Origin of the sequence: Paenibacillus sp. L3-i20, assembly GCF_022180385.2 — a bacterium.
GTDB lineage: Bacteria > Bacillota > Bacilli > Paenibacillales > Paenibacillaceae > Pristimantibacillus.
In genome coordinates this window covers 1,235,496-1,250,746 of the sequence record NZ_BQME02000002.1, presented here as the reverse complement: position 1 = coordinate 1,250,746, position 15,251 = coordinate 1,235,496, and the positions used below count along the sequence as shown (strand labels likewise).

Sequence of the window (15,251 nt, the reverse complement as noted above, 5' to 3'; positions counted from 1 at the left end):
AAATAGAACTGCGAGGTGCAGCGTGTATTGAAATATGTCTATTATTTCATAAGTTCGTTTCTTAATTTTGTGTACGGTTATATATTTTATTATGTTCTTCTATGGTTATTGATTTCCATATACGGTGTTACTTGTCTCATTAATCCTTGCTCAGATATGATTGAAGAAGAATGGTTTTCCATCATTGCTGGAGTAGTGATCATTATATGTATTGGAAGTGTTCTGTTCCCGTTATTGTATTTTACAAATAAGAAACTTCTACAGGTGCTCAAGGTCAGGAAAACGTATTACTTTAGTTTTGTAACAGCCTTCTTTATTCTGGGTATTCTGTTGAAATATTATTTCAAAATTAATGGAATTGAGTTATTTTAAATCAAGGGTGTAACTGTGCTAGCAGCGATCAGTCGACGGTTCGATTCCACCTAGCTCCACAATACTTTAAATCAGAAACGGCAGAGATGCCGTTTTTTTTATTGCTTTAATTGTGTTGTAGCACTCCAGACATGTGGAGCGTGTCTCGGTATTGAGAAAGTATTGATTTAACTCCACATTTTACCTATTGTCTAACTTGTCAGAGCTCAAGTGGAAACAGCGCTTGAAGTTAATGGTTAGGCTACAAATCAATTATGGTAGCATATAATTTCCATCTCGAAAAGTGAAAAATTATATTTACATTGTGGACATACTTAGGTAAGCTAACTAAAAGTATATCTAACTAATAGGTTGACTAACTAGTTTGAAGGATGAATCCATATAGAATGGAGGGGGAACATGGAACAGGAGCATAGTCAAGGTAAACGGCTGATTGAGGTCATGTCAAAAATAAGACGTGTATCATCAAAACATCAACCAGCAGACATTGTTAAACAGCGCGAATTCCATGTATTGGGGATCATTAGTAGCAGAATGCATTGCGAACATTCCCTCGAACAGGAGCAGCCTGCTACGCCAGGCATTAAAGTGTCCGAACTTAGTGAGCTCTTGCAGATTACGATGCCGTCAGTTTCACAGATGATCAATGCAATGGAAGATAAAGGTTATGTTAAGCGAGTTACAACCAAAAATGACCGAAGAGTTGTATATATTATGCTCGATGTAGAGGGAGAAGCAGCTTTAAAGAGAGCCAAAAAAGCGTTCTTAACCTTTACAGATGAAATTGTATCAAGACTTGGGAATGAGGAAACAGAACAGCTCATTACCCTATGTGATCAGCTGTGCGAGATTATTGATGATATCAAAAACCGTCAGTCCTAGAGAGGAAAGGAACATGTTATGGTAAAACTCGCTAAATATTTAAAACCCTTTACAGTGATGCTCATTGTAGCTATAGCCTTATTGTTTGGGCAAGCGATGTCGGATTTAAATCTTCCTAAATATATGTCTAACATCGTTAATACAGGCATTCAGCAGAGCGGTATTGAAAGTGCTGTACCAGAAGCAATCAGTGAGGATGGCTTTGCGCTGATGACTTCCTTAATGAAGGAGCAGGATAAAGCAATCGTTGAGCGACATTACTCACTTGTCAACGCAGGGGAAGAGAATTTGATCGATAAGTATCCCCTTCTGGAAAGTAACAATGTTTATATTTTGAAGGTCATGGATAGCCATGCTATTGAGGAATTAAATCCAATCTTCGGCAGGGCTGCTTCAACCTTCATCCAAGTCTCGAAGCAGTTAGCTTCAACATCAAGTGACGAGGCTGCTCCTTCCAAAGAGATGGATATGTCCAATATTGATTTCAATGAGTTATACGCACTAATTCCAGTATTCCAAGAGCTTCCTGCCGATAAGCTGGATGAAGCAATCGCAGCTGCTAATGGGATGGATTCTGCTATACAGATTCAGACGGGAACAGCTTTTGTTAAGCTGTTGTACGGAGAACTTGGAATGGATGTAGGCAAGATTCAGAGCACGTTTATTATCAAGACTGGATTAATTATGCTTCTGATTGCTTTAGGCGGAGCCGCTGCTGCGGTTGGTGTCGGTTATCTATCTGCACGAGTTGGAGCTGGTGTTGCCAAAAAACTTCGTCGTGATGTGTTCAGTAAAATTGAAAGCTTCTCAAACAATGAGTTTGATAAGTTCTCAACTTCATCGCTAATTACGCGCACAACAAACGATATTACTCAGATTCAGACCCTTATTATTATGGGTATCCGCATCTTGTTCTACGCTCCAATCTTAGGGGTGGGCGGCGTTATCATGGTTATGCGGGAAAATAACTCCATGACTTGGATAATCGGTTTGGCAGTTGGCCTGCTGATTGCGTTAATTGGAGTTGTATTCTATTTGGCGATGCCGAAGTTCAAGATCATCCAGAAGCTTATTGATAAATTAAATCTCGTTTCGAGAGAAAGTTTAAGCGGTCTTACAGTTGTTCGTGCATTCAGTACACAACAATTTGAGAAGGAACGTTTTGATAAAGCGAATCATGATTTGACGAAAACCAATTTATTCGTGAGCCGAGTTATGGTATTTATGTTTCCTGCGATGATGCTCATTATGAACCTCATTACTCTCCTTATTGTATGGGTGGGTGCTAAGCAGATTGCTGAATCGGCTATGCAGGTCGGTGATATGATGGCCTTCATGCAATATGCTATGCAGATTATTATGTCCTTCCTAATGATTTCAATGATGTTCATCATGGTGCCGCGTGCTGCGGTATCTGCTCAGCGTATTTCAGAAGTGCTTTTAACGAAGTCTTCTATTGAAGACCCTGCTCAAGTAAAGCCATTTAAAGCCGATAAGAGGGGTGTAGTTGAATTCCAAAATGTTAGCTTTCATTACCAGGATGCACCTGAGGATGTGTTGACGAATATTTCGTTCACAGCCAAACCTGGTGAAACAACAGCATTTATCGGATCAACTGGCTCAGGGAAATCTACGCTCATTAATTTGATACCACGCTTCTATGACGTTACTTCTGGTGCAATTACAGTCAACGGAGTTAATGTCAAAGATGTAACACAATTTGATCTTCATGAACAAATCGGATTTGTGCCTCAGAAGGGTATACTGATGTCAGGGTCGATTGCAAGCAATCTGCGCTATGGGAAAACAGAAGCTTCTGATGAGGAAATACAATTGGCTGCTGATATTGCCCAAGCAACAGACTTCATTCTCAAGGATGAGGCTGGTTTTGAAAAAAACATATCAGAAGGCGGCGCCAATGTATCGGGTGGTCAGAAACAACGCTTATCGATTGCACGCGCACTTGTGAAGAAGTCACCTATCTATATTTTTGATGACAGCTTCTCCGCACTTGACTATAAGACCGATATTGCTCTTAGACAGGCGTTGAAGAAATATACGGGAGACAGCACCGTTCTAATCGTTGCACAGCGGGTAAATACAATACGCCATGCTGAGCAAATTATTGTATTGGATGAAGGTAAGATTGTCGGAATCGGTACGCATGAAGAACTGCTTCAGAACAGCCCGACATATTTAGAAATTGCTTTATCTCAGCTTTCGAAGGAGGAATTGCAATGAGCGATAAAGCCTCCAAGTTTAAAAAACCGAGAAGCAACGGACCGATGGGCGGCGGACCAGGTGGACCAGGCATGATGATGCCAGGTGAGAAGGCGAAGGATTTTAAGGGGACTTTTAGGAAGCTGGTTTCTTACTTGGGCCGATATAAGATTGCAGTGTTCTTTGTCATCCTGTTTGCTATTGGATCTACCATATTTAATATATTGGGTCCCAAAATACTCGGTGAAGCGACAACCAAAGTATTCGAAGGTGTCATGAATGTAATTTCGGGTAATGGTGACGGCATTGACTTTGGTTTTGTAGGTCAAATAATGATCATTCTAGTTTCACTCTATATCATTAGTGCATTGTTTGCTTATATTCAAGGTTATATCATGTCTAATGTTGCGATGAAGGTTACTTATAATCTGAGACGCGATATCTCGGAGAAGATTCATAAGTTGCCTTTGAAATATTTTGACAAAAAAAGTTATGGCGAAGTGCTGTCTCATGTAACAAATGACGTTGATGCGATCAGCAACAGCTTGAATCAAAGTATGACCCAAATCATTACTTCAGTAACAAGTATTATTGGGATCATGATTATGATGTTCACGATTAGCTGGCAGATGACGTTAGTGGCGCTTGGCGTACTGCCACTGTCTATGATCTTAATTATGTTAGTAGTGAAGAAGTCGCAAAAGCATTTCGTTGACCAACAAGCGTCTCTCGGACATGTAAATGGACATATCGAAGAGATGTACGGAAGCCATATGGTGATGAAGGCATTTAATGGTGAGGAACAGTCTATTAAGAAGTTCGATGAGCATAATGAGAAGCTGTACAAATCCGCATGGAAATCACAATTTCTGTCCGGGATGATGATGCCTATTATGAGCTTTATCGGTAACATTGGATATGTAGCTATCTGTATTCTCGGTGGTTACTTAGCTGTAAATGGCAGAATCTCTGTAGGTGATATCCAAGCCTTTATCCAATACATGCGTCAGTTCACACAGCCAATTGCACAGGTTGCGAATATTTCGAATGTCTTGCAGCAAACTGTTGCTGCTGCTGAGCGTGTATTTGAATTTTTGGCTGAAGAGGAAGAAACGGCAGATACGTCAACACCTGTAAGTATTTCTAAAGTTAAAGGTTCCGTAACATTTAATGATGTACACTTTGGATACAATCCAGAAAAGTCTGTTATTAACAACTTTACAGCGAGCGTAAAGCCAGGACAAAAAGTTGCTATTGTTGGACCAACAGGTGCTGGAAAGTCAACGATCATTAAGCTGTTAATGCGATTCTACGATATTCAAGAGGGTGCAATAATGATCGATGGCACCGATATTCGTGACTTCGCTCGCAACGACTTGCGATCGCTATTCGGTATGGTGCTACAGGATACTTGGTTGTATAACAATACGATTAAGGAAAATATTCGCTATGGAAAGCTCGATGCAACTGATAAAGAGATTTACGCAGCGGCTAAGGCTGCTCAAGTGGATCATTTCATTCGTACACTGCCAGACGGCTATGATATGGTCCTTAACGAGGAAGCAAGCAATATGTCACAAGGCCAGAAGCAGTTGCTTACAATCGCGCGTGCGATCTTATCGAATCCACAAATTCTAATTTTGGACGAAGCGACAAGCTCGGTTGATACGCGTACTGAGATTCTCATTCAGAAAGCGATGGCGAACCTAATGAAAGGACGTACCAGCTTCGTAATTGCTCACCGTCTGTCGACAATTCGCGATGCCGATCTCATTTTTGTTATGAAGGATGGCGATATTATTGAGCAAGGCACGCATGATGAGTTGTTAGCTCAAGATGGCTTCTACGAAAGCTTGTACAACAGCCAGTTCTCTGAGGGCGAGGAAGAAGTAGGTTAATACGTCTATTAAGTAATGTTCATGCCTTTCAGCTTTTCGTTCCCATTACGTTTACGAGTCTATTCCGTACAATTGTATTACAATGTTTTGTTTGGTGGAGGTAAGACATCTACGTATTTAATGGGATTGATACTCGTTGGTGTAGGTGAATTACACATTAATATAGTCATATATACATTAAAAAGGAGCAAACCTGCGAAAGTTAGGGCTGCACATTGAAGACTATCATGTAGATAAGTAGGGAGGGGCTTGCAGGCGATTACAGTCGTGCTTGCCCCTTTTTCGCTGACCTACAATCTGATTTATTGGGTGTATAGCTCAGCTGGGAGACCGCTTCGCTGGCAGCGAAGAGGTCAGGGGTTCGATCCCCCCAGGCTCCACCATAACAACACCTTATACACCGGGGATTCCCGGTGTTTTTTGTTGTATAAGAACTTTAATTTTGCTTAGATTTGCTTCGTGGTCACACGTTTGGTCACACATAGCATTTTTTTAGAGGGTAATTTGGAAAAATTGAGTAAAACCACATGAAATGTAAGTGTGCATGTTTCCTATAACAACGTATCCGCTCATTGAAATATTTTTGACTGAGCGGATTTTTATTAGATTAAGCAAAAAGCATCTCACCATATTGCGTAGCGGTCTCTTTGTGAACAGAAGGTAAAACATGGGAATAGGTATCAAGGGTGACTCGGATGTCCGAATGGCCAAGAATCTCTTTTACCACTTTAGGGTTAATATTTCGTGCTAGCATAAGGGTTGCCACTGTATGGCGTAAATCATGGAAACGAATTTTGGGTACATCAGCTTTTTTCATTAGTTTATAAAACGTACGGAGCAGATTACGGGGATTGAGTGGCTTTCCAAATTTGGTGCATATCACTAAATCATTATCTTGATAAAGGGAGCCAGCCAGAAGCCTCTGTTTTTTAATAATCTTTTGATGTTTCCTCAAGTCATCCAAGGTTCTTCCGATTAAAGAAATCGTTCTAGCACTGGATTTAGTTTTTGTATCTGTGATTAACTGCTTACCATCATGGCTTAACGTTTGACGAACACGCAAAGCATTTTCCTCGAAGTCAATATCCTTCCAGCGTAACCCTAAAATTTCAGATTGCCTCATACCCGTTGTTAAGGCAAGATGAAAAGCAATATGGAGATCATTTTTTTCTGCAAGTTTTAGAAAGTTAGTGGTTTCTTCAAGATTCCAAACGGACATTTCTTTATGAGGTACTTTGGGAGCTTCTGCATCAGCTGCTGGATTGTAAGAGAGATATTTACGTTTAATTGCTGTCTTGAACGAACTCTTAATGATCTTATGAATGTCTTGTATAGTTCGTTCGGCTAGACCGGTTTCTATAGAGAGGTGTGCATAAAATTTTTCAATCATTTGTGTCGTGATCTTCCCCATTTCTTTGTTTGAAAAGTAGGGGATAATATGTTTAGCGATATTGGATTTATAGGTCTTCAGTGTCACGTCCCTAAGCTTTATTGCCTTACTTGCTAACCACTCTCCCTCAAGAAAGTTAGTATATTTTATATTTGAATTTTTTACGTAGTTATTGTCATCAACCTGAGTTAGTATTTTTCGCATTTCACGCATCGCTTCTTTTTCAGTTTGAAATCCACGTCGCTTAATTTGTCTTCGTTTGCCGTTCTCATCTTTCCCTGCGCTAACTACAAACCAATACGTTCCATTTTTTACGTCTTTATTTACTTTCATCTGCATATTTAATGCCTCCTATATGAATATGAATACAAAAAAGCAGGAGCCATAGCCCCTGCCGATTGCAAAACTGTTATTAGATGAATTGCTTTTTACTATAGGATGTGAAATGTAATAATTGGTTTATCAAGCTGATTCTATATCATGCTAGTTATCAAGTTCTTTTTTATATAATCTGATATCCTTTTGTACTTTAATTAACACATAGTCTCTAATACAGATTTTAGGAATACGGTAAGCTTTACCTATCTTGAAAGCTTTGACCTGTCCGCTTTGAAGTAACTCATAAGCTTTGTTATGTCCAATAGATAGAATCTCCATCATGTCTTCGATTGTCAAAACATCATCATAGTTTGCAAACATGTAGTCATTCCTTTCATAGATATTCTGTTTTATAATATAGATTCCAAGACTTGTTAAATACAGACTTAATATCATAACCCTATTCTTTTCTAAGATGCTGTTCCCAAGTTCCCTCGTTCCTAAGTTCCCATAGATTGAAATGGTAGATTATAAAAGGTATTATATTGTGTTTTGTACGCGTCAAAGCTAATTTGTATTTTCACAGAATCATTAATTAGATTACTTTTTTAATGATTTGTTTCAATGGTTATAATTTATAATTCGTTAGATTAAACCGGAGAACGTACCTGAACTAAATAACAATGAGGTGAAAGTATGGACATTTATACAACGTCAGATTTCATTGAAAAGTATGTTGATAAAATCAAGACTGCAAAATTTGAATCTCTAACCGAAGACACTATATTGAAATTGAATCGAATATATCATAAGGAAAATCTACATATCGATGAAGAAGGGAACCTTGTATTACTTAAGCAAGAAGAAAAGGAAAATGTAATTAAAGTATGCAATTTCTTTGCTGTTCCAATTTATAGACTAATGTATGATGACGGAAGCGAAATTCATGAAAGTGGGCTTGGTTTGGTCATTTACTCTAAGTTTAGTGATGAAAAATATAAGCGTAATTTTGTTAATCTAAGTGATGAAGCAATTGAGAAGGGCAACTGGCTGAGTATCGAGTATTTAGATCGTGATCTTTTTCTTTATACTAAGGATTTATATAAATATCTTCGAATTGCTATTAAATTGTCTACGCGAATCCTTAAGAAAAGAGAAGTCAAAATTTATTATGATAGTTACTGGCTTGAGGACGAAGATGCAATTGATCATATTGATGAAAGACATATTTTTGATTTGTTACATAGTAGAGATCGTGATAATCAAGATAAATATGGTTTAGAAAAAGATCCTGTAGAAATTGCTAAGTTGCTAAAGGAATATACATTACAATATAAGCTCATTCCATTTTATACAGAGCCAATAGATAAGGAGCAAAACTGGGGTTGGGAAGATAATGACTATTTTTATCTTCCGTATGCTAGTACATGGAAATGGATTAGAGGTATTCTCGAAAATAGGCAGTATATTTTGAAAATGAAAGACAAGCAAATTGACGAGTATTTAATCGAATACGAAATATTTGAGAGTAATGAAGAGAGGAAAACAGGAGTTAAACGAGCAGATCGGAATTCAACTGTATACGCTGGAAAAAAAGAGCGTGTGTTGATGATTAAGAAAGAAAGCATGAATGATTTTCTAACGAAGGCTGAAATAAATTGATGAAGATGTAAAATCTTTACAAGAGTACAAGGATGGTGTAATCGCTCCTTGTACTTTTTTATATGCTCTGTAACATTTCTTTGACTTAAATAATATACCCCCTCCGCCACTTGCTTTTGTGCATCAAGATAAGCGGGGAGTGTGGGTTTGTCAAAGGAGTGTTTTTATTGATAGACAAATTATTTCTTTGCTATAGGATGACACGTATTGAATATGATGATGCGTTTCAGAAAATTCAAAATTACTTTAAAGGAACTAGAAGTCAGTTAAGAAAAGACAAGTATGACAAGACCGCATATGTGACAAACGGTTTGTCAAAGTATGGCTTCCGAGATATCAGGTTGAGAAAAAATAAGTGGGACTATCGACGGATTGAGATACGATTAAGACCGAAGTTACTAATAGATCAAGAAGGGTATTACAAACTTACGGCTTTAAAAGAATTTATTGAAGTTAGCAGAAATTTCAATTATGTGCTCAAGGATTTACTTGGGCTGACTGTACCTTGTTTTTTTCAATGGCAAGCTAGTAGAGTGGAATTTGCTGTTGATTTACGAGTTAAGGAAGATCTTATTCCGACATATATGATCTTATTTAAAAAAGGCAATGTACCAGAATATTTTCTAAACGAAGAAATTACAAGGAAATATTGGGAGTCAGAGACAAATGTTTATTTAAAGAGTAAGAATAAAACCGTTAATTGGTATAACAGATATGAGACTTTAGTTCTCAGACAAAGTAACTCTAATAAAAGCTTTGCTGATTTTTCAGAAACTAGGGGAATAATTCGATTTGAAACTCAAGTAAGGAATATAAGTGAAACTGTAAAGGATATTTTGAACCATGAAAACTATGAAAAGGAAGTGCTGAAGTTTTATCGATTGATTGTCGGGGCAGGCGATTACTATAAAATGGAGGATGCTATATATTTGATTCGTCAAAAGGTAAGCTCTCAAGGAAAGAGAATGGCATTGGAACGACTTATTAGATTAGTAGATACTGCAGGAAGTGTATGGAGAGCAAAAGAACTCTACACAGAGGATAGAAACAAAAGTAAAGCAGCAGATCAATTTAGCAAAAGACTGAATCAACTTCGTAAATTGAATATTAACCCTGTAACGCTACCAGTAGAATGGGGAATTGATAAATTGACAAATTTATATGAATTGATTATGGAAGACATTGACTCAAACTATGACGAGAAAGGAGAACAGGAATCTTGTTAGCCTGTTCTCCAACTGAATTAGTTGTACTTTTCCTTCCAATTCCACTTTTTCCATAGCACCTTTTCACCATGTTTACGCTCTACAAGATCCTTAAGCATCCAAATAAAATTAATAGAATTTTCGGAATCTTCGATCAAGCAGCCTGCGCAAAATTGGTGACAGTTATCCATGACCAGATTGTAATTACGGTGTTGGCCTACCATATCCGAGGCTCTATAGGCAACCTCTGGAAATCCAATTGTTCCATCCCAATCTGGGTAACAGGGAACATATATTTCATGGTTAAAGGTCGTAATATGTCCTGTAAATTCATTCAAAGTTACCTGACGAATCTGACCATCTCCACCTAAGCAGATTACCTTACCGTCCGATATATAAATACCGGAATGCTCCATCGAACCGAATCCTAACTCTGTATAAATAACACTTCCGTATGAGGGTTCAAGGTTTTCTCTAGTCATTATACGATTACGTATAGATTCGATTGTGGATATTAACCAGTCAGTCATTGGTTTTCTCTCCTTTTTTTAAATGAAATAGCAAGCGTCTCGGAATCTCTCTTGGAAATCATGTTTATTTACGATATTACATACTATCGACCTCCTTTTTCGGCAACAAAAAAGACGCAAAATACGAGGCAACATTAAGTGAAGTGAGAAAAAGATAGTGCTCTCACATAACTAAATTGTTGTCTTGTGTCTGCGTCTAAATGTTTGTTATTATTGGCAGCTAATGCAAAGATGTTAGTGATCTTCGCGGCTGTGCATCTTGCGATAAATATACAAGTCTGCTTATTAAAAAAGTCTATGGTGTACTACTTCTAGTACTATCATAGCCACTTATTGGAGAAATAATCAAAGAGTAGCTGAAATAGATTAACATTAATCCTCGTTCCTTTAGACTGACATAGCTATTTCCTCCGATAATGATATGATCAAGCACTTCTATGCCAATGATTTCGCCAGCACTTACGAGTCTTTTGGTCAATTCAACGTCTTCATGAGATGGAGTAGAATCTCCGCTTGGATGATTATGTGAGCAGATAAGAGAGGCGCTGCAACGTTTAATCGCGGCGCGGAAAACTTCTCTAGGATGTACAATAGCAGCATTCAAAGAACCGATGGAGATGATCTCTTTAAAGATCACTCTGTTTTTAGTGTTAAGAAACAAGCATGTAAAGTGCTCCTTAGTTGAATATCTAAAATCAGGTTCAAGGAAGTCAAACGCATCCTTAGGACTGCGAATAGTCACTTGATCTTGAGTTTGGGCAGTTAGTGCGTTGGCTAACTTCAACATGGCAGTGAGTTGACGAGCCTTACCCATGCCTATCCCTTTTATACTGACTAACTGCTGTTCTGATACATCCAATAGTTCTGCTGTTGTCGGGAATTGCTCAAAAAGTTGCTGAATTGGATAGCTGTCTGGTCTTTCTCTTAATGATTCTGAAACGAGCCTTTTTAATTTATCGTTTTGATAGTTGTTCATAAACTGCTCCCTCTGATTTAAGAATTGGAAAAACAAAGTGCCGGACACAATTAAACGCGCCCGGCACTTGCGTGAGTTAGTCTCTGGCGAGGACTACCTATCATGTATAGGTATCAGGAATATAATATAGAATTAAAATCGAGAGATATACTGCACTATGGCTAATAGATATCGAATGTATCAAGTTAAGCTATACATCTATAAAAGGAAAATGGAAGAAAGTGTCGAATGAATTATCAATAGTGATATTTAATAGTTTCAAGGTACATATTGCTTATTTTAAAGTTACTAAGATAAATGATTCTACTTCAGGTGGATTGGAGGAGGAGTTAAAATGATTGTTTCCACTTTTGAATTAGCCCAGTTGGTTGCAATAGATCCATTAAATGATCCTAGTGTATTTGCGTTTCCTATTCCTCCATTACAAAGATTAAAAAGTTTTTCTCCAGATGATTTTGAGGCATTTATCAGTGAATGGGCAATTTCTTGCGCAAAGCAATTATATAAAGATGTGTATAGAATCGGAAGTTCCGGAGATATGGGACGTGATGTGATTGGAGAATACATAGATGGGTCGTATGATTATTACCAGTGTAAGAGATATGAAGGTAAACTAACTCCTAGTGCATATTGGTTGGAATTTGGTAAATTATGCTACTATACATTTAATAAGGACATACCAATGCCCAAGAAATACTACATTATTGCTTCGCAAGGGATTGGTGCAAAATTCTTGAAGATCATTAAAAGCCCAGAGGAAATAAGAAAAGGACTCATTGACCAGTGGGATGCGAAATGTAGTAATGGCATAATAAGCGGTCAAAAAATAGAATTGAAAGGTTCTTTTCTTGATTATGTCAAGGCCTTTGATTTTAGTGTTGTAGATACTTATTCAATAGAAAGAATTATTGAAGAACATAGAAAAACTAATTACTTTTATTTTAGATTTGGTGGATCAATTAAGCCCCAAAGAGGTAGGAAAATGCTTCCTCCGAATATGCCTGAACAAAATGAATTCAATTATCTTAATAAAGTACTAGCGGCGTACTCTCAATATAAGAAATTAAATATTGACTTGGAGGCGCTTCAAACAATACCGGAACTGGTAACAGATTTTAATGACAATCGAATTAATTTTTATAGCGCTGAATCTTTGAAACGGTCTGTAAGGGACATATTTGCAAGTGAGGATCATTTTGGAGTTTTAAAAAGCGAAATGCACAGTGGTATTAAAGATTTCATGAAAGGCGACTTTGAGGATGGGTATAAAAAGCTAACAAAAACAATGCATGAGTCAACAAAAGTAAACTTATCCGTGAGTATTATAGATCGGGAATTACATTTTGTAACAAATGAAGACAAAAAGGGAATTTGTCATCATTTAGCTAATGAAGATCAAATAATCTGGGTGATATAATGAGTAATTTACTATTATTTAACACGCCATTGGAATTGGGCTTGAGAAGTTTATATTTATTACAAGTTGCGTTTCCTTCAAAATTCAGCCTAGATAGAGTGGTTTTTCTTGATTATTTAACGATTTATACTAAAGACTCAAATGCTTCTTTTGACAGTCTTCACCCCGAATACCCTTTAAGGGCTATAGAATTATTTAGTCGAAGGGAATCGATAAAAAAGGGGATGTTGTTAATGGCCTCAAGGGGATTAATAAATATTGAGTGTGAGGAAGATGGTTTTCTTTACTCAGCAAACTTTAATACTAAATGGTTTATAGAAGGCTTGTCAGATGAATATTCATCGAAATTATTAAGTAAAGCATCTTTAGTAGAAGAGAGATTTAGGACGTTGTCTGATATTCAACTTAAAGAGTTTGTAAATACAAATGTTAAGTCGTGGGGAAAAGAATATTCGGATTTTTTCCCTTATAAGAATGAGGTGTTGTAATGCATGGCTTCTATATTAAGGAACTGAGAATAACGGGACCAGGAATGGAAGATGCTTCTATTGTTTTGAAAAAGGGACTCAATGTTATTAACGGTCCTTCCAACACAGGCAAATCCTACATTTTTAAATGTATTGATTACATGTTTGGGGCTGACACTCTCAAAGAAATTAAAGAGAGTAGAGCGTATGAAAATATTTTTTTAGAAATGAGAGATTTTGAAAACGATAATCCGATTACTTTGCTTAGATTCATAAATAAAAAATCTATATACTACGCGTATTCGAATATTAATGATTTTTATTCTGTTAAAAACTATAAATTAAAATCAGATCATGATGCTAACCGTGATGATAACATCTCTAAATTTCTCCTTAAACTAATGGGGATTACTGAGAATAAATTTATGCTAAGTAACAAAAGTGGATTTAAGAAAACATTAGGATATCGATCTATTGCCAATTTGTCAATGATAAGTGAAACGAAAATAATCTCTGACACGGATTCCCCTATTTACAACAGAATAAAACCAGATGAAACTTACTGCAAATCAGTTCTTAAGTTTCTATTGACAGGTATAGATGATATAAATTGTGAAGAAATTGAAAAAGCAGAAATCAGAAAGGCGAAAATTGATTCTAAAATCGAGTATATAAATAATGAAATTAATAATTTAAGTGTAGAGCAAACGATATTACTGAAACAACTAGAGGATGCTTCTTTTGAGAAAGTAGTCAATATTAATGAATACTCTGAAGAAATAATAAAAATTGAAAATTTAATTGAGGGAAAACGTAGAGAAATTATTGACAAACAAAACTTACAAAACAAACTTAATTTACAGAGAAATCAGCTAACATTATTAATAGATAAATTTAAAATACTGAATAAACAATATAAAAGTGATTTGGAAAGATTGACTTTTTTGCAAAATGGTGATGATTGTCTAAAGCAAATTCATATTAATCAATGTCCAATTTGTAATAGTAAGATTGATGATGATGCATTTAATGAGGAATTCTCATTAGAGATAATGGATGCATCTCAGCAAGAAGTAGTTAAAATAAATTTACATATTTCGGAACTTAGTAAAACAATTGATTCAACAAACTTAGAGATTAAAGAAATAGAGTTAGCAAATAAAGAATACGAGCTTGAGATAAGCAATCGCAAGATAGATGTTGAAGAACTGGTATTAAGAGAATTGACTCCCTTAAGAAGCGTGTTAACGGCATATTTAGAGGTAACTAATATACAAAATAAAATAAAGAGTATTGATGAAAGAGTTTCATCAAAGTACACAGAAATCATAGGGTTAAACGAAGCTAAAAAACAAAAACAGCCTAAATTAAATTATATAAGTACGATACCTGTGGGAATATTGAAAGAATTTACTGATGAAATATTTAACACATTATCTGAGTGGGGATATGAAGGTCTAGAAACTGTTACTTTTGATGAGAAAGAACAGGATATTTTGATCAATGATCAAGCAAGGAAAAGCAATGGTAAAGGTTTTAGAGCTTTTTTCTATGCTGCTTTCTCAGTATCATTGATGAATTATTTACTTTCTAAAAATCATCCTTTTACTCGCGTGTTATTATTAGATTCTCCTGTTACAACATTAAAGGAAAATGAGCTAAAAGGTGAAGGTAAACAAGATGACGATATGATTGATGTGTCGATGCAAGATTCATTATTTATTTCATTGTCGCAAAGTAGTGATAACAAACAGATTATTATATTAGAGAATAAGGAACTTCCCGGAAAAGTTGTGAAATGTAATCACATCTCTTTTACTAAAGGAACTAGACAAGGGAGATATGGTTTTTTTCCAATGAATAATGAAAATGTTCTCGTAGAAGAAGGGGTATAACAAGTATTCTTTGTATTAC

General features: G+C 36.4%; 13 protein-coding genes. 9 read left to right on the top strand and 4 right to left on the bottom strand.

The features are described from left to right. Positions 1-27: 27 nt before the first annotated feature. The 4 genes from MFF31_RS19295 to MFF31_RS19280 all read left to right on the top strand — a co-directional run bounded on the left by MFF31_RS19295 (position 28) and on the right by MFF31_RS19280 (position 5,372). Entirely contained in the window at positions 28-372 is a 345-nt protein-coding gene (locus MFF31_RS19295; protein ID WP_238190129.1) for a hypothetical protein, read from the top strand. 399 nt (positions 373-771) lie between these two features. Then, complete coding sequence (locus MFF31_RS19290) at positions 772-1,254, top strand: MarR family winged helix-turn-helix transcriptional regulator (protein WP_238190128.1); 483 nt, start codon at positions 772-774, stop codon at positions 1,252-1,254. 18 nt (positions 1,255-1,272) lie between these two features. Beyond that, positions 1,273-3,495 (top strand): ABC transporter ATP-binding protein, encoded by a 2,223-nt coding sequence (locus MFF31_RS19285; RefSeq protein WP_238190126.1) that lies wholly within the window; start codon positions 1,273-1,275, stop codon positions 3,493-3,495. Continuing rightward, complete coding sequence (locus MFF31_RS19280; protein WP_238190124.1) at positions 3,492-5,372, top strand: ABC transporter ATP-binding protein; 1,881 nt, start codon at positions 3,492-3,494, stop codon at positions 5,370-5,372. The genes MFF31_RS19285 and MFF31_RS19280 overlap by 4 nt, the downstream gene beginning before the upstream one ends. 607 nt (positions 5,373-5,979) lie before the next feature. On the opposite strand, the gene MFF31_RS19275 is transcribed toward MFF31_RS19280, so the two are convergent. Continuing rightward, entirely contained in the window at positions 5,980-7,101 is a 1,122-nt protein-coding gene (locus MFF31_RS19275; protein ID WP_238190122.1) for a site-specific integrase, read from the bottom strand. A 144-nt stretch (positions 7,102-7,245) separates the two neighbouring features. After that, entirely contained in the window at positions 7,246-7,461 is a 216-nt protein-coding gene (locus MFF31_RS19270) for a helix-turn-helix domain-containing protein (RefSeq protein ID WP_238190120.1), read from the bottom strand. A gap of 315 nt (positions 7,462-7,776) precedes the next feature. On the opposite strand from MFF31_RS19270, the gene MFF31_RS19265 reads away from it, so the two are divergent. Both MFF31_RS19265 and MFF31_RS19260 read left to right on the top strand, forming a co-directional pair. Beyond that, entirely contained in the window at positions 7,777-8,742 is a 966-nt protein-coding gene (locus MFF31_RS19265; RefSeq protein ID WP_238190118.1) for a hypothetical protein, read from the top strand. A 167-nt stretch (positions 8,743-8,909) separates the two neighbouring features. After that, the gene (locus MFF31_RS19260; RefSeq protein ID WP_238190116.1) at positions 8,910-9,968 is read left to right on the top strand and encodes a hypothetical protein; all 1,059 of its coding nucleotides are present in this window, start codon (positions 8,910-8,912) and stop codon (positions 9,966-9,968) included. A 17-nt stretch (positions 9,969-9,985) separates the two neighbouring features. Here MFF31_RS19260 and MFF31_RS19255 read toward each other — a convergent pair whose 3' ends face one another. Both MFF31_RS19255 and radC read right to left on the bottom strand, forming a co-directional pair. Then, positions 9,986-10,477 (bottom strand): lecithin retinol acyltransferase family protein, encoded by a 492-nt coding sequence (locus tag MFF31_RS19255; protein WP_238190115.1) that lies wholly within the window; start codon positions 10,475-10,477, stop codon positions 9,986-9,988. A 295-nt stretch (positions 10,478-10,772) separates the two neighbouring features. Next, positions 10,773-11,453 carry a RadC family protein gene (gene radC / locus MFF31_RS19250; RefSeq protein ID WP_238190113.1) on the bottom strand — a complete coding sequence of 227 codons (681 nt, stop codon included), beginning with the start codon at positions 11,451-11,453 and terminating at the stop codon, positions 10,773-10,775. Between the two features lie 334 nt (positions 11,454-11,787). On the opposite strand from radC, the gene MFF31_RS19245 reads away from it, so the two are divergent. The 3 genes from MFF31_RS19245 to MFF31_RS19235 are packed head-to-tail and all read left to right on the top strand — an operon-like array spanning position 11,788 to position 15,232. Next, positions 11,788-12,870: an ABC-three component system protein gene (locus MFF31_RS19245; protein WP_238190111.1), complete on the top strand. Its 1,083-nt coding sequence runs from the start codon at positions 11,788-11,790 to the stop codon at positions 12,868-12,870. Next, positions 12,870-13,358 carry an ABC-three component system middle component 2 gene (locus tag MFF31_RS19240; RefSeq protein WP_238190109.1) on the top strand — a complete coding sequence of 163 codons (489 nt, stop codon included), beginning with the start codon at positions 12,870-12,872 and terminating at the stop codon, positions 13,356-13,358. The genes MFF31_RS19245 and MFF31_RS19240 overlap by 1 nt, the downstream gene beginning before the upstream one ends. A gap of 44 nt (positions 13,359-13,402) precedes the next feature. Then, positions 13,403-15,232, top strand: coding sequence for an SMC family protein (locus tag MFF31_RS19235; RefSeq protein ID WP_248565537.1), 1,830 nt, complete (start codon positions 13,403-13,405; stop codon positions 15,230-15,232). Positions 15,233-15,251 lie beyond the last annotated feature (19 nt).